We start from the raw sequence: 20914 nt of genomic DNA, 5'->3' as shown, positions 1-20914 counted from the left end.
AATTATGAACGAACTTCAACGCTTGCTCCTGGCCTACGATACGCACCGCGCGGCAGGGCGTGCCTGCGCGCTGGCCTCGGTGGTGGATGTGGCCGGCTCGGCCTACCGCCGCCCCGGTGCCCGCATGCTCGTCACCGACGAAGGCCAGCTGACGGGCGCCATCAGCGGGGGCTGCCTGGAGGGTGACGCCCGCCAGCGCGCCCGGCGCGTGATTCAGCAGGGCCGCCCCACGGTGGTTACGTATGATTCGACAGACCCCGACGACGACCTGCAGTTTGGGGCCGCGCTGGGCTGCCAGGGCATTGTGCAGATTCTGCTGGAGCCGCTCGGCTTTCAGGACCCCGACAACCCCGTGGCGCTGTTGCGCCGCTGGTCGGCGGAACTGAAAGAGTCGGTTGTGGTGGCTACCGTGTTCAGCACCGCCGGCTCGGGCGCCGATGTAGCCGTGGGCCAGCGCCTACTGCTGCGGCCCGACGGCACCACGCAGGGCACCTTGCCGCCGCAGGCCAGCCTGTACCCGCAGCTGCTGGCCGACGCCCGCGCCGCCCTGGCCGCCGGGCAGCCCGCCACGCATCAGTATACTACGGAGGCCGGCCCGGTGCGCGTGAGCCTGGAGATTCTGCGGCCCCCGGTACGTCTCACAGTGTATGGCGCCGGCAACGACGTGCAGCCCCTGGTGCGGCTGGCGGCCGGGCTGGGCTGGCAGGTGCAGGTGGTGGATGGTCGCCCGGCCCTGGCCCAGGCCGCCCGCTTCCCGGAGGCTGCTGCGGTGCGGGTGCTGCCCCTGGCTCAGGTAGGAGAGGAGCCGCACGACGGCAGCTTTGCCCTGCTCATGACGCACAACTACTACTACGATCTGGCCGTGCTGCGCCACCTGTTGCCTGCCGCTTCGGCCCGCTACATTGGGCTGCTGGGGCCGCGCAAGAAGTATGAGCGGCTGCTGGAAGACCTGCACAAGGAGGTGCCCAACGCGGCCGGGCTGCTGCAGGGCCGCATTCACAGCCCCATTGGCCTGAACCTGGGGGGCGAAACGCCCGAGGAAATTGCCCTGTCCATTGTGGCCGAAATTCAGGCAGTGCTTACGGGTCATCCGGCCGGGTTTCTGCGCGACTCTCCGCACCCCATCCATCCGCCGCTGCGGGCCGCTGCGCCGCTGGTGCCCGAGGGCCGGGTAGAGGCCGGGTGCCGTCTCTGAAAAGTGTATCTTGCTTTCCTCCGGTGCAAATGGCCTTTGGGTTGAACGCGCTGTGGAGGCCAGCTGCTTTTCCCTTTCTCCGCCCGCTTGTATGCCACCCATTGTTCTTCTCGCTGCCGGCGCCTCCTCGCGCCTGGGCAGGCCCAAGCAGCTGTTGCCGTACCAGGGCAAAACCTTGCTGCGCCGGGCCGCCGAAACGGCCGTGGCTGCCGCGGCCGGCGACCTGGTAGTGGTGGTGACGGGAGCACTGCATGAGGAGCTGCTGCCGGAGCTGGCGGGCCTGCCCGTGCAGGCCGTACGCTGCCCCACCTGGGCGGCCGGTATGGGGGCGTCGCTTAAGTTTGGGGTGCTGGCCCTCCAGCGGCTGCAGCCGCGGCTATCCGGCTTCACGGTGATGCTCTGCGACCAGCCCCACGTGACGCCGGGCCTGCTCTGGGAACTGGTGGAGGCCCACGCCCGCACCGACCGTGCCGTAGCCGCCGCCGAGTATGGCCGGGTGCGGGGCGTGCCGGCTTACTTTGCCAATGCCTGCCACTGGCACCTGCGCCGGCTTTCGGACCAGGCCGGGGCCGGGCAGCTCATGCGCGAGCACCCCGAGCTGGTAGTAGGCGTGCCCTTTCCCGAAGGCGCTATTGATGTGGATACGGAGGAGCAGTACGCCACCCTGCTGGCAGGGGAGTAGGAGCCGGACGGAGGGGATAATAGAAGGACTGCCTTTGGACAATATTAACCCATACATACCGGCGCTTAATGCTGCCTCGGCGGCTGAACTATGTGTGGATAAATACACCAGCCCCGGCCCTGACAGTAAGCCCGACAACGCCCCCACCGAATTCCCGTTATCTTGCCCGGCCCCTCAGCGCCAACCTTCGTCTACATGACCACAGCCTCTACTGCTCCGGCCACCGCGCCCGATGCTTCTTTCAGTGACATTCCCAAAGACGACAAGCGCATCACCCGCGGCTGGACGTTCTACGACTGGGCCAACTCGGTGTACCCGCTCGTTATTACTAGCTCCATCTTCCCCATCTACTGGGGCGCGATGGTGAAGGAAATCACCAAGACCGACAGCGGCAAAAGCCCGGTGGAGTTCCTGGGCTTCCAGGTGCCGGGCTCCTCTTTGCTGACGTACGCCATTTCGGCGGCCTTCCTGTTCATTGCCATCATCAGCCCATTCCTTACATCCCTGGCCGATTTCTCGGGGCGCAAGAAGCTGTTCATGCAGATCTTCTGCTACCTCGGGGCCTTTTCCTGCGCCGCGCTGTTCTTCTTCACCCCCGAAACCCTCACACTCAGCACCTTTGTGTTTGTGCTGGCCACCATCGGGTTTTCGGGGTCCATCGTGTTCTACAACTCCTACCTGCCGCTGATTTCCTCGGAGGAACAGTACGATTCGCTGTCGGCGCGGGGCTTCTCCATGGGCTACATCGGCTCGGTACTGCTGCTGGTTATCTGCCTGGGGCTGATTATGGGCCACGACGCGGTAGGCCTCAAAGAAAGCTTTGCTACCCGGCTGGCCTTCCTGCTCACGGGCGTGTGGTGGGCTGGCTTTGCGCAGATTGCCTTTTTTGCCCTGCCTGCCGACCCCGGCCGCCCCGCCGGCGCTACTGCCGAGGGCGGTTGGCTGCTCAACGGCTTCCGCGAGCTGGGCAAGGTATGGGACCAACTCAAGCACCTACCCAACCTCAAGCGCTTCCTGCTGGCCTACTTCACCTACAACATGGGCGTACAAACCGTGATGTACGTGGCCACCATCTTCGGTGACGAAGAACTGAAGCTCGAAAGCTCGGCCCTGATTCTGACCATTCTGCTGCTACAGCTGGTGGGTATCCTGGGGGCGTATCTGTTCTCGAAGCTCTCGGAGCGCATCGGCAATACCCGCGCCCTAAGCTGGTCGGTATTTATCTGGATGCTGATTTGCGTGGCGGGGTACTACGTGCAGGCCGGCTGGAGCTTCTATGCATTGGCTTCTGTTATCGGCCTCACCATGGGGGCCATTCAAAGCCTCTCGCGCAGCACGTACTCCAAGATTATTCCTGAAAACACGCCCAATACGGCGGCCTTCTTCAGCTTTTTCGACGTGACGGAAAAGCTCAGCATCGTAATAGGCACGGCCGTGTTCGGCGTCATTGCCCAGGTAACGGGCTCCATGCGCAACAGCATTTTGTCGCTCATCGTGTTCTTCGTATTGGGGCTGGTGTTCCTGCTCACCCTGCGCGGCAAGAAGCTGCGCGACGAGCCCACGACCGGCGCCGAGGCCATTGGCCCGCCGCCTGCTACGCCCAACGTGGCGCTGCCCACCACCTAAACAAGTCCGGCGACTTTCGCTATTTGCACGAGCATCGGGAAAGCCCGGTGCTCGTCGTTTTTAAAGCCCATTTCTTTCTTTTACCCATCGCGCAATGCACACTTCTTCCTTTCAGCAAAACATCCTGGCGGAGCTAAACCACGAGCTGGCCGGCACCCGCACTATTCTGGAACGGGTACCTTACGAGCATGCTGAGTTTCGCCCGCACCCCAAGAGCATGAGTTTGTGGCAGCTGGCCACGCACGTGGTCAACCTGCTAGCGTTCAAGAGCCTGTTCGTCACGCACGACTCCCGCGACTTCCTCGACCCCAACGCCCCCAAGCCCGGCCCCACGCCCACGAGCAAGGAGGAGTTGCTGGCCCGCTTCGACGAGTACAGCGCCCTGCTACGGGAGCAGCTGCAAGCCACCACCGACGAAAGCCTGACCCACAACTTCCGCCTGCACCGCGGCGAGCAGACCATTTTCGAGCAGTCGAAGGGCGCGGCTATCCGCCTCATGGGCCTCAACCACAGCATCCACCACCGCGGCCAGCTCACCGTGTACCTGCGTCTGCTCGACATCCCCGTGCCCGGCTTCTACGGCCCCTCTGCCGACGAGAAATAACGCTGGTTAGTGTGCTAATGAGGTTGAATGTGGGTAATGTGCTAATACTCTAGCTGTCATTGCGAGGAGGCACGACATTCCGCGCAACAAGCGGCGTCACCCCGTCCTCTGAAGTGCACTAAGACTTCATCAAGTGAAAAGCCCTTTCCGGCGTGTGCGGGAAAGGGCTTTCTGGTAAGAGAACTTGTTGGGTTCTATACAGGACGGATTGCTTCGCGTTGCTCGCGATGACACGCGGCATCAGCACATTCAACCACATTAGCACATTATCTTCCGAACACTTTCTCGCCGGCAATCCACGTCTGCTGTACTTTGGCGGTGCGCAACTCCTCCTTAGGCGCTTTCAGCAGGTCCGTGTCCAGCACTACAAAGTCGGCGGCCATACCGGGGCGGATGCTGCCTTTCTGCCTTTCCTCGAAGGCGGCGTGGGCGGCCCAGGTCGTCATTCCGCGCAGGGCATTGGGGCGGCTCAGGGCGTTTTCGGGCTGGAAGCCGGCGGCGGGGTAGTTTTTGGCATCCTGCCGGGCTACGGCCGAGTGAAAGCCGAACAGCGGGTTGATGTCTTCCACCGGGAAGTCGGAGCCCAGGGCCACCTGGCCATATTGCTTGCGCAGCTCCTCGTAGGCATAGGCCGTTTTCAGCCGCTGCGTGCCCAGCCTTTCCCCAGCCCAGTACATATCGGAGGTGGCGTGCGTAGGCTGCACCGAGGGCACAATGCCGAACTGCCCGAACTTCGACATATCGGCCGGGGTGATGACCTGTGCATGCTCGATGCGCCAGCGCCGGTCTTTCTGTCCTTTCAGCGCTTCTCCGTAAATGCTGAGGATGATGCGGTTGGCCGAGTCGCCGATGGCGTGGGTGTTCATCTGGAACTTGCTGGCCGCAATTTCCTTAGCCAGGGCGCGGTATTCCTTTTCCGTGGAAATCAGAAAACCCGTTTCCTTGGGCCGGTCGGCATACGGTTCTACTAAGCAGGCGCCGCGGGAGCCGAGGGCACCGTCGGCGTATACTTTAAAGGAAGCTACCGTCAGCCGGTCCTGAAACACGGGGCCATTCCGGAAGTAGAAGTCCCTGTTGGCCTTGGTGGGGTTGAGCATGGCGTAGAGGCGCAGCTTGAGCTTGCCCTGCTGCTGCAGGGCGGCCAGTTGGTCGATGTTGGGCTTGTCGAGGCCCGCGTCGGCGAGGCTGGTGAGGCCTACGGCCAGGCAGCGCTGCTGGGCTTCAAGCAGCAGGGTAGCGGCTTCGGCGGCCGTGGGCTCGGGAATCTTCGCCGATACCAGATCCACCGCATTATCCACGAGCAAACCGGTGAGCTGGCCGGTTGCATCTTTCGTGATTACTCCCCCGCTGATCGGCGTACGGGCCGTAATACTCGCCAGATCCAGGGCTTTCTGGTTGACGAGGGCCGCGTGCCCATCCACCCGGATGATAAACACCGGCACGTCCGGGAACAGAGCGTCCAGGGTGTCTTTGGAGGGAAACTGCTTGCCGGGCCAGTCGTTCTGGTCCCAGCCGCGCCCGGTCAGCCACGCGGCCTGCGGATACTGCCGCCGCTGCTCCTGCAGGCGCTGCACCACGGCTCCCCACGACTCCGTGCCTACCAGGTCAGCGTCGCGCAAGCCCAGGGCGTAGCGGTAGAAGTGGCAATGGGCATCGTAGAAACCGGGGTAGACGAACTGGCCCTGGGCATCGACTTCCTGCGCGGCCTGGTATTTGGCGCGCAGCTCCTCGGCGGTGCCTACAGCCAGGAACTTGCCGTCCTTCACCGCAAACGCCTGCGCCTGGCTGAACGCCGAGTCGACGGTGTACACGGTGGCATTGAACACGAGCACATCGGCAGGCAGGCGGTTGCCCGACTGGCAGGCGCTTACGAAAGCGGCCAGGGCGGCCACCATAAGCAGGCGGCGGAACAGAAGAAATAGCATGCCGCTAAAGTACGCAGCCGGCCCCGATGCGTCGTTACCGGGCGGCGCGGCAGGTGCGCAGCCAGTGCAGGGCGGCGGCTTCCTCGGTGAAGCGCTGCAGCTGGTAGGGCGTGCCATTGAGAGCAGCCAGGGGCGGAATGGCATGGTTGGTGAGCACCCCGGCCAGCTGGTGCGGGGCCATCAGAAACGCCAGGTACACGGTGCCGCCGAGCTGGGGGTGCAGCCGGGGTAGAAAGCTTTCCAGCATCCACAGCACCGTGGTAGCATCAGCCGGGGCCTGCCAGCGGGTGGTATCAATCAGCCAGAACCGGCACTGGTGCGCTACGGCGGCTTCCAGCAGCTGCGCGTAGCCGTGGTGCAGCTCAAAGGGCATCACGGACCGCTGCCACTGCCCCAGGAGCACGCGCCGCCGGCCCTGATACGTGATGGTAAGGTAAGGCAGCGAGGCAATGAGGGGCATAGCGCGGGGTAGCGGCGGGGCAATAACGCAACGGGGCGCCAGCTCCCGAAAGAACCAGCGCCCCGCAAGTAGCGTTTTTTCGGTTACTCGAACCGCATGTGCTTCACCGATTCGCCGGAATTCTTCAGCTCCAGCAGCGAGTCGATGCCGATCTGCAGGTGCGTGGTCACATAGTCGGCCGTTACTTTCTTGTCGCTCTCGGCCGTTTTCACGCCTTCGGGCGTCATGGGGTTGTCGCTCACCAGCAGCAGGGCGCCGTGTGGAATTTCATTTACGAAGCCTACAGTGAAGATGGTAGCCGTTTCCATATCCACGGCCATAGCCCGGATCTGGCGCAGGTATTCCTTGAAATTTTCGTCGTGCTCCCACACGCGGCGGTTGGTGGTGTACACCGTGCCGGTCCAGTAATCCTTCTCGTGCTTCTTGATCATGGACGAGACGGCGCGCTGCAGGCGGAAGGAGGGCAGAGCCGGAATTTCGGCGGGCAGGTAGTCGTCGGAAGTACCCTCGCCGCGGATGGCGGCAATGGGCAGAATCAGGTCGCCAAGCTTGGTTTTGTTTTTCAGGCCGCCGCACTTGCCCAGAAACAGCGCCGCCTTGGGCTTCACGGCCGAAATCAGGTCCATAACGGTGGCGGCCATCGGGGAGCCCATGCCAAAGTTGATAATGGTGATGCCGTTGGCCGTAGCCGTTTGCATGGGCTTGTCGAGGCCGCGCACTTCGACCCCAAACTGCTCGGCAAACATGTGCACGTAGTTGATGAAGTTGGTAAGCAGAATATACTGCCCAAACTCCTTTAGCGGTACGCCGGTATAGCGCGGCAGCCAGTTCTCAACAATGTCAGCTTTGGTTTTCATATGGATTGATTTAAGGGGACTTGGTCTGTGGGGACTTGAGGAGTTGAATGACGTTCCTGCAAACAATGGCTTATTGCCTTGTTGAACCGCATCCACGCTGCCAAGTCCTCAAATAAAAAAACCGTCGGAACCCAGGGAAAGGGGTACGACGGTACAGCGCGAAAAGCGGGAGAATGCCCGGGGCCGTACCTTTGGAGGTGATGCAAGCCTTGAACCTGCCGCCTTTCGAATACAAACTTACCCAATCCGGCGAAAACTTGCTAATCTGGGACGTGCTGCGCCGCCGCCACGTGGTGCTCACGCCCGAGGAGTGGGTGCGCCAGCACGTGGTGCACTACCTCATCGGGCATCGGGGCTACCCCAAGGGCCTGCTCAGCCTGGAGCGTGGACACCGCTACAACCAGCGCCAGAAGCGCACCGACCTGGTGGCGCTGGATGCTGCCGGCAAACCCCTGCTACTGGTTGAGTGTAAGGCGCCCACGGTGCCCATCACGGCGGCGGTAGCCCATCAGGCCGCCACCTACAACCAGACCATCGGGGCGCCGTTGCTGCTGCTTACCAACGGGTTGCAGCACTTCTGCTGGCGGGTCGACTTTGAACAGCGCACGAACACGCAACTGGCCGAAATACCGGAGTACACCAACCTGATGCAATAAAATGTTGCAATAAATCCATAAAAAGGTACTTTACGGCTGTTGTGCCTCCTCTGAGCCGGTGCTGCCTGAGGCCGTTCGTGCTATGTCCGTATCTGATTCCGTTCCCACCAACGCCTTTTTTGATCAGCACCCCGATGCCGTGTTCACGTTGAACACGGCCGGGGAGTTGATACGGGCCAACGCGCGCTTTGCCGAGCTGCTGGGCTATACGCCGGCGCAGTTCGTGGGCACCAGCCTGTTTCAGTACCTGCTGCCCTCCGAAACCGTACGGGCACGGCAGTGCTTTCAGCAGGCCCTGCGGGGCGAAATTCTTACCCACGATGTAAGCGTCCGAACGAAGGAACAGGGCATTCGGTCGTTGCTGTGCACGGTATTTCCGCTGGTAGAAGGCCAGGAAGTGCGGGGCGTGCATGGCATTATGAAAGACCTGGCCGCCGCCGAGCGGGCCGAAAAGCACCTGCGCCAGCGGGAGCAGCAGCTGTCGGTCATCTTCAACACCATGACGGACGTAGTATTTGTGCTGGATGTAGAGGGAGAAGGCCGCTACCGGTTTTCCTTTGCCAACAATGCCTTCGCCGTCACCACCGGCATTCCGCTGGCGCAGCTGATCGGCCGCCTTGCCCAAGACGTTATTCCGGAGCCGCTGCGCACCATGGAGCTGGCTCGCTACGCCGAGGCCGTTGCCACCCGGCAGCGCCAGACCTGGCAGGAAACCTCCGACTTCCCGTCGGGCCGAATAACGGGCGAGGTGACCCTGACGCCGGTCGTAAACGAAGATGGCACGTGCACCCAGCTGGTAGGCATCGTCCACGACCTCACTGCCCAGAAACAAATAGCCGAGGCGCTGCAGATCAGCAATGAGCGGTACGAGTACGTGTTCCGGGCCACCAACGACGCCATCTACGACTGGAATATCCCCGGCAACACGCTGTATTGGGGCCAGAGCTTTGAGGCTTTGTTTGGTCACGTGCTGGAGGAGAACGTATCGAACCTGGACTTATGGGCCGAGTTCATTCACCCCGAAGACGCGGCCCGGACGGTGAACAGCCTGCTGCAGGCCGTGGAGTCGGCGGACGTGCGCTACTGGCAGAGCGAATACCGCTTCCGGCGCGCCGATGGCTCCTGGGCGACCATTTTCGACCGGGGCTACGTGCTGCGCGATGCCGCTGGCCGGCCCCTGCGCATGATCGGGGCCATGCAGGACATATCGGAGCGCAAGGAGGCTGAGGAGCGCCAGCTGCAGATGTCGCGGGAAGTATTCAAGCAGAACGCCGATCTGCAGCAGTTTGCCTACATCGTGTCGCACAACCTGCGCGGGCCGCTGGCCAATGCCCTGGGCTTCGCCGATCTGCTGCAGCGCACGTCCAAAGACACGGAAGTGTTCGACACATCCCTGAAAAACCTGCACGCCAGCATCCGCCAGCTCGATGCCGTGCTGATGGAGGTGAATACGGTGCTGTCGATTCGTGACCAGCAGGAAGTGCCGCGCCTGGAGCTGGTGCACCTGGCCGGCGTGTGCCAGCGGGTAGCGCAAAGCCTGGAGGAACCGCTGCACGAGTGTGCGGGCACAATAGTGTGCCACATCCCCGAAGACCTGCGCGTGAGCGGCAACCGCGCCTACTTCCACAGTATCTTCTACAACCTGTTTGCCAACGCCATCAAGTACCGCGCCGAGGGCCGCCCGCTGGTGGTAGAAGTAGAGGGCAACGCCAGTCCGGAAACCGGCACGACCATCACCATTTCCGACAATGGCTCCGGCTTCGATACGGTGAAAGCGGGCCAGGAAGTGTTTCAGCTTTACAAGCGTTTTCACGCCGTCGGGCCAGGGCGCGGAATCGGGTTATTTCTGGTCAAATCACACGTGGAATCCATGGGCGGAACGGTTGCGGTAGAAAGTCAGGTAAATGTGGGAACCCGCTTTATATTGCATTTCAGCTAAGTCACCCATGAAAACCTTCCTTATCGACGACGATGATCTGGGCAATTACCTGACGGAAACCCTGTTGCGCCTGGAAGGCTTCTCGGATGATATCCGCACGTTTCAGGCGGCTGAAGAGGCGCTACAGGCCCTGTTAACGCAGCTCAATGAGAAAATTCCCCAAATTATATTCCTCGACCTGAACATGCCGGTAATGAATGGCTGGCAGTTTATGGAGGCGCTGGCCCCCTACGAAACCCGGCTGCACGGTCGCTGTCGCATCTACATTCTTACCTCGTCGTTGGCTCTCACCGACATGGAAAAAGCCAAAACCTACAGCCTGGTTGCCGGCCTCATTCACAAGCCTATCGACGTAGAAGAAATCCGGGCCATCCGCTCGCAGTTGGAGGAGGAACGAGCTCAGTAGCGTCCTTAATCAGGCTTCGGGTACAGCCGGTTCTGGACCAGCCCATTCACATAAAACTGCACGCAGGCTTTCAGCTCATTCCCGTACTGGCGCAGCTTCCTGGGGTCGGGCGCGGGAAGGGGGCGGGCCGGCAGCTGGTGCGTACGGTAGGGGTAGAGACGCACCTGGTCGTCGGCGGTCAGCTCGGTCACGTAATCGGTATGCACGAGGTAATAGGAGCCACCGCTCAGGAAGATGGCGCGGCCCGTGGTAGTGCTGTCGAATGCCGAGTAGCCGAAGGGCAACAGCTGGCGCGGGGCCGCTACGCCCAGCAAGTCCAGCACCGTGGCCGGCACATCGGCCTGCTGGGTGATGCGGTGCAGATTGGCAGCCGGTAGCGGCGCGCCGGGCCGGAACAGCAGCAGCGGGGTTTTGTAAGAACCCAGCACGTTGCGGTATCCTGGCCGGTTAGTTTGGGAGGTATGGTCGGCCAGCAATATGAACAGCGTATTCCGGTACCAGGGCTGCCGGGCAGCGGTCCGGAAAAACTGCCGCAAGGCAAAATCGGAGTAGGCCACGGCCCGATGAATGGGCAGGGTGCCCTTGGGAAAGCGGCCGGCGTATTGGGCGGGTACCGTAAACGGCTCGTGAGCCGAGAGGGTGAACAGCGTGCTGAAAAATGGCTCAGGCTGCTGGCTAAGCTGGCGGCTGAAATACTGCAGGTACGGCTCGTCGAAAATGCCCCAGTGCCCGTCGTAGTCGGGGCTGGTGCGGCCACCGGGGTATTCATTCAGGCCGTAGTAGCGCTGCATGCCCGCTACGCCCGCAAAGGTGTTGAAGCCCATCGACCCGTTTTCGGCCCCGTGAAACACGGAGGTCGTGTAGCCCTGCCGCCCCAGGATTTCGCCCAACCCGTGCAGCTCGTCGGTTTGGAAGTTGGAGGTGATGAACGGCCCTTCCAGCAACGAGGGCAGCCCCGTCAGCACGGCCGGCAGCGCCTCAATGGAGCGGCGCCCGTTGGCGTAATGCTCCCGGAACAGCAAGCCGCCGTGCGTGGCCAGCGAATCGAAGAAAGGGGTGTAGCCGCGCCCGCCGTTTTCGGCGCCGGTGTACTCCGAGGCAAAGCTTTCCAGTAACAGCACCACCACGTTGTCGCGCCGGGCCGGGCGCGGTACGGGCGGGGCCGGATGCGCTGCCAGCGCCTGGTGCAGCGCCGTATCAGAGCTGAAGTAGGTTTTTGGCTCGATAGTATCGTAGCCCAGGCTTTTGAGGAAGGTGAAGGTGCTGTTCAAAGCCAGGTGGCCCAGCACGGCAGGCTGCTGCACGAAGGCGGCCCCGGTGCGCAGGGGTTTCAGCTGAAACCCGCCCCGGATGCCCAGCACTGCCAGTCCACCTACCAATGCCGCCTCCAGTAGCCAGCGCCGCCGGGCTTTGCGGTCAGGCATGGTCCGGGCCTCCGGTTGAGGCTGAGGCAGGGGGTAGAAAAACCACAGCGCGGCCAGCAACAGCCCAAACGGCACAAACAAATACCAATAGTTGCCGATCAGCTGGCCTGCCTGCCGCTGTACATCGGCCCCAATGGTAGTTAGCTCATTGGTGGTGCGCCGCCCGATGAAGCCGAAATACTCCCAGTCGGCGAGGTTGAGCACAAGCCCCAGCGCGTTCAGCAGCAGGTAGAGCGCACGCAGAAGCAGCTGCCAGCGCCGGGCCCGGCTGGGTACCAGACTCAGCACCACCCACGGCAGGTTCAGCAGGAGCAGGGCCGACACGTCGAACCGGAAGCCGTGCCAGAAGGCCAGCAGCGTCTGCGCCCCGGAAGCCTCCTGAAAAACCGCGTAGTTGACGGCGTAAAACCCCAGGCGCAGCAGGGCATACACCCCCAGCAGCAGGGCAAAGCGGCGTAGCAGCAGGCGCAGAAATTCCGAGGGCATCAGCAAAGGCAAAGCTTATTCAGTGGGCCGGAAGCGGATTTGCTGGCCGTCGGGCAGGTCCTTGATCTGGCGGTAGAATGCCGTCAGCCACGCCAGCCGCTCGGCCGCGGGCCTGGCCATCAGCTGCGTTTTTTCGGTGGCCGTGCGGATACACACCGGCGGGCTCACGCTCAGCAGCTGCCCGGGCGCCAGCACGCCTCCGGCCCGCTGAAAGTCACGCAGCGGCTCCAGGCCCAGGGCCTCTAGCGGAAACTTCTCAGCCCCAAACAGAAAGTGCTTGAAGTCGACTTCCAGATCGGCCAGCTCGCCGGTTTCGGTGTCTAGGAACAGCACAGCATCCCCGCGCAGCAGAAACTGGTTGCCTACGCAGTCCTGGGCAAAGGGCACGTCGGTTTCCATTACGGTGTCGTAGGTGCGCCAGAAGGCATTTTCGCCCTGCCACGCTTCGGCCAGCGTGTGCCAGGCCGGCGCTACCACGCACCCACGCACATGCAGCCCCCCGAAGTAGGCTACCACGCCGTTCTGCTCGCGCAAAAACGCTTGCAGGTAGGTGGGAAGTTGCGCAAAGCTTACCAGATCCGTCAGCTCGCCGCCGGTGTAGAGAATACCCTTCATGTAAGGAATCAGGAATCAAGAACGAGGAATGAACAACCAGCGTGCCCGGCTGGGGCAGCGGGTAGCTGGTTGAAGTAAAATTGAGCGTCCCAGCGGCGCAAGGGCCGCCAGAACGCTCAATCAATTCAGCAGTCAGAATTTATGCTGCAGGATTAAACCGCTGCTTCTTCCATCACCGACTCAACCGACTCCAGGGGCAGACCCCAGGCTTCGGCTACGCCTTTGTATACCACTTTACCGTGCACCACGTTCAGGCCGAGGCGCAGGGCCTCGTCGCGGCGGCAGGCTTCCTGCCAGCCCAGGTTGGCCAGCTTCACGGCATAGGGCAGCGTGGCGTTGGTCAGCGCCAGAGTAGAGGTATAGGGCACCGCGCCGGGCATGTTGGCCACGCAGTAGTGCACGATATCGTCGATGATAAAGGTCGGGTTTTCGTGGGTAGTAGGCTTGCAGGTTTCGATGCAGCCGCCTTGGTCCACGGCCACGTCCACCAGCACAGTGCCGGGGCGCATGGTTTTGAGCATGTCGCGGGTGATAAGGTGCGGAGCCTTGGCACCCGGAATTAGCACGGCGCCTACCACGAGGTCGGTGGTTTTGATGGCTTCGCGGATGTTGTACTCATTGGAGTACTGCGTCACCACGTTCTTGGGCATGAAGTCGTCCAGCTCCCGCAGGCGGTTCAGGTTCACGTCCATGATGGTTACCTGCGCCCCCAGGCCAGCAGCCACTTTGGCGGCTTGCGTGCCTACGATACCACCGCCCAGCACCAGCACGTGGGCGGGCTTCACGCCGGGCACGCCGCCCAGCAGAATGCCGCGGCCTTTCAGGGGTTTCTCTAAATACTTGGCACCTTCCTGCGGAGCCATGCGGCCGGCCACTTCGCTCATCGGAATGAGCAGCGGCAGAGCGCGGGTGGGCAGCTCCACGGTTTCGTAAGCCAGGCACACGGCTTTGCGCTCAATCATGGCGTGGGTCAACTCTTCGCCCGAGGCAAAGTGAAAATACGTGAACAGCAGCTGGTTTTCCTTGATGAGCGGGTACTCTTCGGCAATGGGCTCCTTTACCTTCACAATCATTTCGGCCTTGCCGTACACGTCGGCAATGCCGGGCAGAATAGTGGCGCCGGCCTGCTGATACTCGGCGTCGGAAAAGCCGCTGCCTTCGCCGGCCGTAGCCTGCACGAATACCTCGTGGCCATGCTTGCGGAATTCCGCTACGCCCGCCGGGGTAAGGCCCACGCGGTTTTCATTGTTTTTGATTTCCTTCGGTACGCCGATGATCATCGCAGAAAGGTAAGAGAAAGTGGGTGGAGAAATGCGCCCCGTAGAGCACAGCAAAGATAGGGGATGATGGGTTGACACGTGACAAGTAACACGTGACAGGTAGCACGGGTCATTGCGAGCGGAGCGAAGCAATCCGTCCTGTACAACGTGACAAGCCCTGCAATGTAAAAAGCCCTTACCCGTGCGCAACGAGTAAGGGCTTTCTGGTAAAAAGATGGGGCTGATGCTGAAAGGGACGGATTGCTTCGCTCTGCTCGCAATGACCCGTGTTATCTGTCACGTATTACCTCATCCACAAGTCATCTACTTAAATGGTACGGCCGCGTCACCTTCTTTCAGCATGTTGGCGGCTTGCAGGCTTTTTACCACGTTGGCTTTCAGCGTGAGGCGGGCATCGCCGTTCAGGTCGTTGGAACTTAGCACGACTTCATCCGTCATGGCACCCAGCTTGCGCTGGGAATAAATCAGCTCTATCACCGCGCTCTGGTCGGGCTTGATAGGTGCGGGTACACTCTTGAGCCCCACGCAGTAGCACCCCGACGACAGCGCGCCCAGCACCAGGTCCGACTTGCCGGTGTTGCGCACCGTGAAGCGGGCGGTGGGCTGCTGGCCGGCTTCCATTTTGCCAAAATCATGCACAGGACGGTCCAGTACCAAACGTGGCGACTGGGCCAGCTGGGCCGGCGTCAGGTTCTTTTTTAGTTCGTCGCGCGTGAGCACCGTGCCCTTGATGGTGAGCACCTTGCTGGCCTCGGCGGCGTTGCTGGTTACGGTAATGGTTTTGTTGAACACCCCGGGCCGGCCGGCGCTGCTGTACACCGCTTTTATCACCCCCGACTTGCCGGGCAGCACGGGCGTTTTGGTCCAGTCGGGCGTGGTGCAGCCGCAGCTGGCCTGCACGTGCGCTACCACAATGGGCTGATTGCCTGTGTTTTTGAACCGAAATTCGTAGGTGGCCATGGTGCCCTCGGGCACGTTGCCAAAGTCGTGGAGGTCTTTGTCGAAGGAAAGCACGCCCTGGGCGCGGGCTCCCACGGCCAGCAGCAACGCCAGCACCAGCAGGTAAGTAGATTTCAGCATAACTCGGCAGGAAAAAGGCCGGCCGCACCAGTCGGGCCGGCCCCTGCCCAAAGATAGCCAAAATCCAGCCTTGTGCGTACAGACGCGCCGGGGACCTGCCCTGTGGCAGGCTGAGGCCAAATCCGTACTTTTGCCTCGAAATGCCGGGCGCCCACCTGCCTGCCCGGCTTGCCTTGCTGTTTACCCTTCCTGCCCGCTCCCTACCCATGCCTACCCCTGAAACTGTCGAACTCAACACCGCCGTGCTGACCAAAGAAGACCTGCTCCGCGACTACCGGCTGGGCTGGGAAAGTCGCCAGGCCTCGCTTGCGGGCCGCAAGGAAGTATTTATGGGCAAAGCCAAGTTCGGCATCTTCGGCGACGGCAAGGAGTTGCCCCAGCTGGCTATGGCCCGCGCCTTCCGCCCCGGCGACTGGCGCTCCGGCTACTACCGCGACCAGACGTTCATGTTCGCCATCGGGGAACTGACGCTGCAGCAGTACTTTGCCCAGCTCTACGCCCACCCCGACGTGGAAGCGGAGCCCTCCACCGCCGGCCGCGCCATGAACGGGCACTTCGGCTCCCGCTTGCTGGATGAGGACGGGCACTTCAAGAACCTGGCGGAAAGCAAGAACTCCTCGGCCGATATTTCGCCCACCGGGGCCCAGATGCCGCGCCTCGTAGGGCTGGCCTACGCTTCCAAGCTTTACCGCCAAAACCCCGAGCTGCACCAGTACAGCCAGTTCTCCGTGAATGGCGACGAGGTAGCCTTTGGCACCATCGGCAACGCCAGCACCTCGGAGGGCATGTTTTTCGAGGCCATCAATGCCGCCGGAGTGCTGCAGATTCCCATGCTCGTCAGCGTGTGGGACGACCATTACGGCATTTCTGTGCCCGCCGAGTACCAGACCACCAAGCAAAGCATTTCCGAAATTCTGAAAGGTTTTCAGCGCGAAGGCGAAGGCCAGCAGGGCTTCGAAATCTTTGTGGTAAAAGGCTGGGACTACCCGGCGCTGGTGGATACCTACCAGCGCGCCGCTGAGGTGTGCCGCACCCAGCACGTGCCGGTCCTTGTGCACGTGACGGAGGTAACCCAACCCCAAGGCCACAGCACCAGCGGCTCCCACGAGCGGTATAAGTCGAAAGACCGCCTGAGCTGGGAAGAAGAGCACGACTGCCTGCGCAAAATGCGGCAGTGGCTGCTAACCGAAGGCTACGCCTCGGAAGAAGAGCTCGACCAGCTCGAAACCGAGGCCAAGGAAACCGTGCGTCTGGCTCGCACGGCCGCGTGGAACGGCTTTTTCAGCCCGATCCGGCAGGAGCGCGACGAAGCCGTAGTGCTCCTCAACAAGCTGGTGGCCGAAACCGGTACCGAAAACACCCTGCACGAGCTGGTGGAGCAGCTGCAGCAGAACACTACGCCCATTCGGGCCGACATTGTGCGTACTGTGCGCCGCGCTCTGCGTCAGGTGCGCGGGCAGCGCAGCTGGGCCCGCCGCGAGCTGCAGAGCTGGCTGGAGCAGGCCCAGGCCGAAAACGCGGAACGCTACAACTCCTACCTGTTCAGCCAGAGCGAAGAAGCCGTGCTGAACATCGACGAAGTGCCAGTGGAGTTTGCCGCCAATGCTCCGCAGGTAGACGGGCGCGAAGTGCTACAGGCTTGCTTTGAAGCCAACTTCCGCCGGGACCCGCGCATTTTTGCCATCGGCGAGGACGTGGGCCGCATCGGCGACGTGAACCAGGCTTTTGCCGGATTGCAGGAAAAGTTTGGCGAACTGCGCGTGACGGATACCGGCATCCGGGAATGCACCATTGTGGGGCAGGGCATCGGCGCGGCCCTGCGCGGCCTGCGGCCCATCACCGAAATTCAGTACCTCGATTACCTGCTCTATGCCATCCAGATTCTGAGCGACGACGTGGCCTGCCTTCAGTACCGCACCAAAGGCGGGCAGAAAGCACCGCTTATCGTCCGCACCCGCGGCCACCGCTTGGAGGGTATCTGGCACAGTGGCTCACCTATTCAGATGATTCTGGGCGCTATCAGGGGCATGCATTTGTGCGTGCCGCGCAACATGACCCAGGCTGCCGGTTTCTACAATACGCTCCTGCGCTCCGACGAGCCGGCTATTGTAATTGAGTGCCTGAACGGTTACCGCCTCAAGGAGCGCATGCCGCAGAACGTGGGCGAGTTTACCCTGCCCCTGGGCCAGCCCGAAATCCTGCGCGAAGGCGAAGACGTGACCATTGTAACCTACGGCTCCATGTGCCGCATTGTGCAGGACGCCGCCAAGCAGTTGGCCGACGTGGGCATTTCCGTCGAAGTCATCGACGTGCAAACGCTGCTGCCCTTTGATGTAGACCATACCATTGCCGACAGCCTGCGCAAAACCAGCCGGGTTCTTTTCGCCGATGAGGACGTGCCCGGCGGGGCCACGGCCTACATGCTCCAGCAGGTGCTAGATGAGCAACAGGCGTACCGCTTCCTGGATGCCCAGCCGCGCTGCTTAGCCGCTCAGGCGCATCGCCCACCCTACGGCTCCGACGGCGACTACTTCTCCAAACCCAACGTGGAGGATGTGTTCGATGCCGTATATGAGCTCATGCAGGAAGCCGACGCCAAGCGCTTTCCGGCTATCTATTAAGTTGATTCCGCATCAAAAAGGGCCGCAACTCTCGTAGTTGCGGCCCTTTTTATCTTCCTTTCCTGATTTCAGGGGATGATAATGGAATCAGTGGTGATGGTGTTGCTTTCCCGGAGGCCACGGTCGGCAATGGCTATTTCGAATCGAATTTCATCTCCCTTGCGGAAGGTAAATCCGTACTGCAGATTGAGGGTGAAACGCAGGTCCCCCTTAATTGGGGCGGCTTTATCAGACGGGGCCAAGTGGTCGAAGCGGCTGTCGTACTGCGGCTCAACATTAAGTGACCGAAAAACGCCTGTAGCCTTATCCTTACGAAAAATCTTGACGAAGTAATTATTGAAGTACCTGTTGGGCGTGCCATCCGCGTTTTTTGGTAAAAAAGGTGCGGCCTTGATATCCAAGGAATCCAAACCCAAGTCACCCGTGCCATCCTTGAAGGCCAAGGTGATAGTTACCACATCCCGCGTTCCATCACCATCCACCACCCGCACAGAATTGATATTCTTGAATTCAATGCTGGGCGTATCGGGGTATTCGGGGGGCGAAATGCAGGAAGCCACGAACAGGCTGATGCTTAGAACCAGCCCCAGCTGGCCCGCGGTTTGCCAAAACGTACGCGTAGAAAACATATGCAGAAAAAGGCCTGAAGTGAGCGGCAAAAGGTACGGATTCTCAACGAAGCCAGCAGACCTTTGTTGTGCCATTACGTAAACCTTACCAAGGCCCAATGAGTTTCCGCGACGAGCACCTGCGCCAGCTTTCTGCCCTTACCGCCACCACCGCCTCACAGGCTGCGTTGCAACTGTTCCGGTACCAGGCGCGCCACTGCCCGCCGTACGCGGCCTACCTGCAGGCGCTGGGCTGCAGGCCGGACCAGATAGCGCACCTGGAGGAAATTCCGTTTCTGCCCATTGAGTTTTTCAAGACCCAAGAGGTGCGCACCGACCCTAATGATTGGCAGCCGCAGGAGGTGTTTTTGAGCAGCGGCACCACCCGGCAGCAGCGCAGCCGCCACCACGTGCGCGACTCACAGTTGTACCGCCGACACGCAGCCGAAATCTTCGAGCGTTACTACGGCCCGCTGACCGGGTGGACGATTCTGGCTCTGCTGCCGTCTTACCTGGAGCAGGGAGAGTCCTCTTTGGTAGCCATGGTAGAGCATTTTGCGCAGGTTTCGGGCCAGCAGCAAAGCGCCTTTTTCCTGCACGACCACGCCGCCCTGCTTTCGGCCATTGAGCAAGCCCGGCAAACCAGCAACCGGCGTATCCTGCTAATCGGTGTCAGCTATGCGCTCCTGGATTTTGCCGCCACCTACGCCTGCAACCCCGCGCTGCAGGGCCTTACGGTGCTCGAAACCGGTGGCATGAAGGGCCGCCGCCGCGAAATGATCCGGGAGGAGCTGCATCAGGAATTGCAAGCCGCTTTTGGCCCCGCTAGCATTCACTCCGAATATGGTATGACGGAACTGCTCAGCCAAGCTTATAGCTTTGGCGATGGGCGCTTCCATGCTCCGCCTCAGCTGCAAGTGTTGCTGCGCGACCCCAGCGACCCGTTCGCCGTGTCAGCCAGCTTAACCACCGGAGCCATAAACGTCATCGACCTGGCCAATGTAGACAGCTGCGCCTTCATTGAAACGAAGGACTTGGCCCGCATGCACCCGGATGGCTCGTTTGAGGTACTAGGCCGACTTGATAACTCTGATATCCGCGGCTGCAACCAACTGGCCGGCTAGGAAAAAAAAATAATCGGCTTCCCATAGTGGGAAGCCGATTTTCTAAAAAGCAATTCTAGTAACAAATAAAGCTTACAGGTGAGCAATGCGGTCGGCAGTGCCGTCGGGGTCCAGCTTCACGTTGCCGCTGCGGGTAAAGGCTTTGCCGCGCATTAGGAGCACGCCGGCCATATGCGGAGCGGCCATGGAAGTGCCACTCATGGCCGCGTAGCCACCGGCTTTGTAGGTTGATTTGATAGCTACGCCAGGCATGCAGTAGTCAACGGTGGGGCTGCCGAAGCAGGAGAAGGAAGCCCAGGAATCAAGGTTGTTCATAGCCGTGACGGTGAATACATTAGCGTGATTCACCCGGGCCGGCGAGTGCATCGTTACGTTTTTGGCATCGTTGCCGGCTGCAATGGCGAACAGCACCCCCTTGTTGGCTACCCGAATAACAGCATCATCAAGGGACTGTGAAATTCCACCACCTAGGCTCATATTCACTACATCCCCGGCTTTGGCGTTAGCGGCTACATAGTCGAGGCCGGCAATAACCACTGAGGAAGAGCTACTGCCCGTGGCATTCATTACTTTCACGGCTACCACATTGGCCCCGGCAGCTACTCCCATAACACCCACCGTATTGTTCTTGGCGGCAATGATACCAGCAACGTGCGTGCCGTGGCCATTCAGGTCATTAGCCGACAGCGCATCATCGCCAATGGGGTAGAACGTGCGGCTTCGGGTTTTATCGACGGTCAGGTCGGGGTGCGTGAGGTCAACACCGGTGTCCAGAATCCACACCGTTTTGCCTACGCCGCTGCCATAGCCTACCCGCTTCACGCCATACTGAATCACCTGGGTTGAAGCGGTAGTGGTGGTAGCCGTAGTCTGCTCAATCGACATAGGCTGATCGAACTCTACGTAGGCTACGCGGGAATCCTGGGCCAGATCGGCGGCTTCAGCCTTGGTCAGGTCAGCGGAGAAGCCTTTCAGGGCACGGTTATATGTGCGACCTACCTGCTCGGAGCGCAGGCCACGCTGCCGAAGTACGCCCTGGGCAACGTCGCGTACTTTTGCACTGCGGGCAGCAAAGCGCGCTTCCGTACGCTCATCGTTGCTATCCTCAGTGCCAGCATCGCTCAGATTTACACTTTCGTCTTTCAGTACTACGATATACTTACCGGCAGCCTGACCAGAAACGCTGGAAGAGGAATTAAGGCCGGTAGCAGGGGTGGGGTCGTTGGCGGTAATAGAGTCTTTGGCGCAGCTGGCCAACAAAGAAGAACCTACAACGGCAGCACACAGAGCACTGAAGCGAAAATTCTGAACGAGATTCATCATGCG

General features: G+C 61.1%; 18 protein-coding genes. 9 read left to right on the top strand and 9 right to left on the bottom strand.

Features of this window, described 5'->3' with window-relative positions; all coding sequences use genetic code 11:
• Positions 1 to 4 precede the first annotated feature (4 nt).
• The 4 genes from I5L79_RS15380 (at position 5) to I5L79_RS15365 (ending at position 4107) form a co-directional block, all read left to right on the top strand.
• On the top strand, positions 5 to 1195 hold the full coding sequence (locus I5L79_RS15380) for an XdhC family protein (RefSeq protein WP_196955950.1): 1191 nt from the start codon (positions 5 to 7) through the stop codon (positions 1193 to 1195).
• 91 nt (positions 1196 to 1286) lie between these two features.
• On the top strand, positions 1287 to 1877 hold the full coding sequence (locus tag I5L79_RS15375; protein ID WP_196955949.1) for a nucleotidyltransferase family protein: 591 nt from the start codon (positions 1287 to 1289) through the stop codon (positions 1875 to 1877).
• Between the two features lie 195 nt (positions 1878 to 2072).
• Positions 2073 to 3503, top strand: a complete 1431-nt coding sequence (locus I5L79_RS15370; protein WP_196955948.1) for an MFS transporter — start codon at positions 2073 to 2075, stop codon at positions 3501 to 3503.
• Between the two features lie 94 nt (positions 3504 to 3597).
• Positions 3598 to 4107, top strand: coding sequence for a DinB family protein (locus I5L79_RS15365; protein WP_196955947.1), 510 nt, complete (start codon positions 3598 to 3600; stop codon positions 4105 to 4107).
• 266 nt (positions 4108 to 4373) lie between these two features.
• On the opposite strand, the gene I5L79_RS15360 is transcribed toward I5L79_RS15365, so the two are convergent.
• From I5L79_RS15360 to I5L79_RS15350, 3 genes are all read right to left on the bottom strand, one after another.
• Positions 4374 to 6032 (bottom strand): amidohydrolase, encoded by a 1659-nt coding sequence (locus I5L79_RS15360; protein ID WP_196955946.1) that lies wholly within the window; start codon positions 6030 to 6032, stop codon positions 4374 to 4376.
• Positions 6033 to 6066: 34 nt separating this feature from the next.
• Complete coding sequence (locus tag I5L79_RS15355; RefSeq protein ID WP_196955945.1) at positions 6067 to 6492, bottom strand: hypothetical protein; 426 nt, start codon at positions 6490 to 6492, stop codon at positions 6067 to 6069.
• Positions 6493 to 6575: 83 nt separating this feature from the next.
• Positions 6576 to 7349: an AMP nucleosidase gene (locus tag I5L79_RS15350; RefSeq protein ID WP_196955944.1), complete on the bottom strand. Its 774-nt coding sequence runs from the start codon at positions 7347 to 7349 to the stop codon at positions 6576 to 6578.
• A 200-nt stretch (positions 7350 to 7549) separates the two neighbouring features.
• Here I5L79_RS15350 and I5L79_RS15345 point away from each other — a divergent pair, with 200 nt between their 5' ends.
• The 3 genes from I5L79_RS15345 (at position 7550) to I5L79_RS15335 (ending at position 10350) form a co-directional block, all read left to right on the top strand.
• Complete coding sequence (locus I5L79_RS15345) at positions 7550 to 8005, top strand: type I restriction enzyme HsdR N-terminal domain-containing protein (RefSeq protein ID WP_196955980.1); 456 nt, start codon at positions 7550 to 7552, stop codon at positions 8003 to 8005.
• 82 nt (positions 8006 to 8087) lie between these two features.
• Positions 8088 to 9944, top strand: coding sequence for a PAS domain S-box protein (locus tag I5L79_RS15340; protein ID WP_196955943.1), 1857 nt, complete (start codon positions 8088 to 8090; stop codon positions 9942 to 9944).
• A gap of 7 nt (positions 9945 to 9951) precedes the next feature.
• Positions 9952 to 10350: a response regulator gene (locus tag I5L79_RS15335; RefSeq protein ID WP_196955942.1), complete on the top strand. Its 399-nt coding sequence runs from the start codon at positions 9952 to 9954 to the stop codon at positions 10348 to 10350.
• Between the two features lie 5 nt (positions 10351 to 10355).
• Here the strand turns inward: I5L79_RS15335 and I5L79_RS15330 are convergent, their stop codons facing one another.
• The 4 genes from I5L79_RS15330 to I5L79_RS15315 all read right to left on the bottom strand — a co-directional run bounded on the left by I5L79_RS15330 (position 10356) and on the right by I5L79_RS15315 (position 15235).
• Positions 10356 to 12260, bottom strand: a complete 1905-nt coding sequence (locus I5L79_RS15330; RefSeq protein WP_196955941.1) for an LTA synthase family protein — start codon at positions 12258 to 12260, stop codon at positions 10356 to 10358.
• A gap of 15 nt (positions 12261 to 12275) precedes the next feature.
• Positions 12276 to 12875, bottom strand: a complete 600-nt coding sequence (locus I5L79_RS15325; RefSeq protein WP_196955940.1) for an SMI1/KNR4 family protein — start codon at positions 12873 to 12875, stop codon at positions 12276 to 12278.
• A gap of 152 nt (positions 12876 to 13027) precedes the next feature.
• The gene (ald, locus tag I5L79_RS15320; RefSeq protein WP_196955939.1) at positions 13028 to 14155 is read right to left on the bottom strand and encodes an alanine dehydrogenase; all 1128 of its coding nucleotides are present in this window, start codon (positions 14153 to 14155) and stop codon (positions 13028 to 13030) included.
• Positions 14156 to 14458: 303 nt separating this feature from the next.
• The gene (locus I5L79_RS15315; protein WP_196955938.1) at positions 14459 to 15235 is read right to left on the bottom strand and encodes a DUF1573 domain-containing protein; all 777 of its coding nucleotides are present in this window, start codon (positions 15233 to 15235) and stop codon (positions 14459 to 14461) included.
• Positions 15236 to 15441: 206 nt separating this feature from the next.
• On the opposite strand from I5L79_RS15315, the gene I5L79_RS15310 reads away from it, so the two are divergent.
• Positions 15442 to 17856, top strand: coding sequence for a thiamine pyrophosphate-dependent enzyme (locus I5L79_RS15310; RefSeq protein ID WP_196955937.1), 2415 nt, complete (start codon positions 15442 to 15444; stop codon positions 17854 to 17856).
• Between the two features lie 68 nt (positions 17857 to 17924).
• Here I5L79_RS15310 and I5L79_RS15305 read toward each other — a convergent pair whose 3' ends face one another.
• Positions 17925 to 18485: a hypothetical protein gene (locus I5L79_RS15305; protein WP_196955936.1), complete on the bottom strand. Its 561-nt coding sequence runs from the start codon at positions 18483 to 18485 to the stop codon at positions 17925 to 17927.
• A 98-nt stretch (positions 18486 to 18583) separates the two neighbouring features.
• Here I5L79_RS15305 and I5L79_RS15300 point away from each other — a divergent pair, with 98 nt between their 5' ends.
• Positions 18584 to 19588: an acyl transferase gene (locus I5L79_RS15300; protein ID WP_196955935.1), complete on the top strand. Its 1005-nt coding sequence runs from the start codon at positions 18584 to 18586 to the stop codon at positions 19586 to 19588.
• 72 nt (positions 19589 to 19660) lie between these two features.
• On the opposite strand, the gene I5L79_RS15295 is transcribed toward I5L79_RS15300, so the two are convergent.
• Entirely contained in the window at positions 19661 to 20911 is a 1251-nt protein-coding gene (locus I5L79_RS15295) for a S8 family serine peptidase (protein ID WP_196955934.1), read from the bottom strand.
• Between the last annotated feature and the right edge of the window lie 3 nt (positions 20912 to 20914).

Origin of the sequence: Hymenobacter guriensis (genome assembly GCF_015773195.1) — a bacterium.
In the GTDB taxonomy this organism is placed as follows: Bacteria; Bacteroidota; Bacteroidia; order Cytophagales; family Hymenobacteraceae; genus Hymenobacter; species Hymenobacter guriensis.
This window is presented reverse-complemented; position numbering and strand designations above follow the sequence as displayed.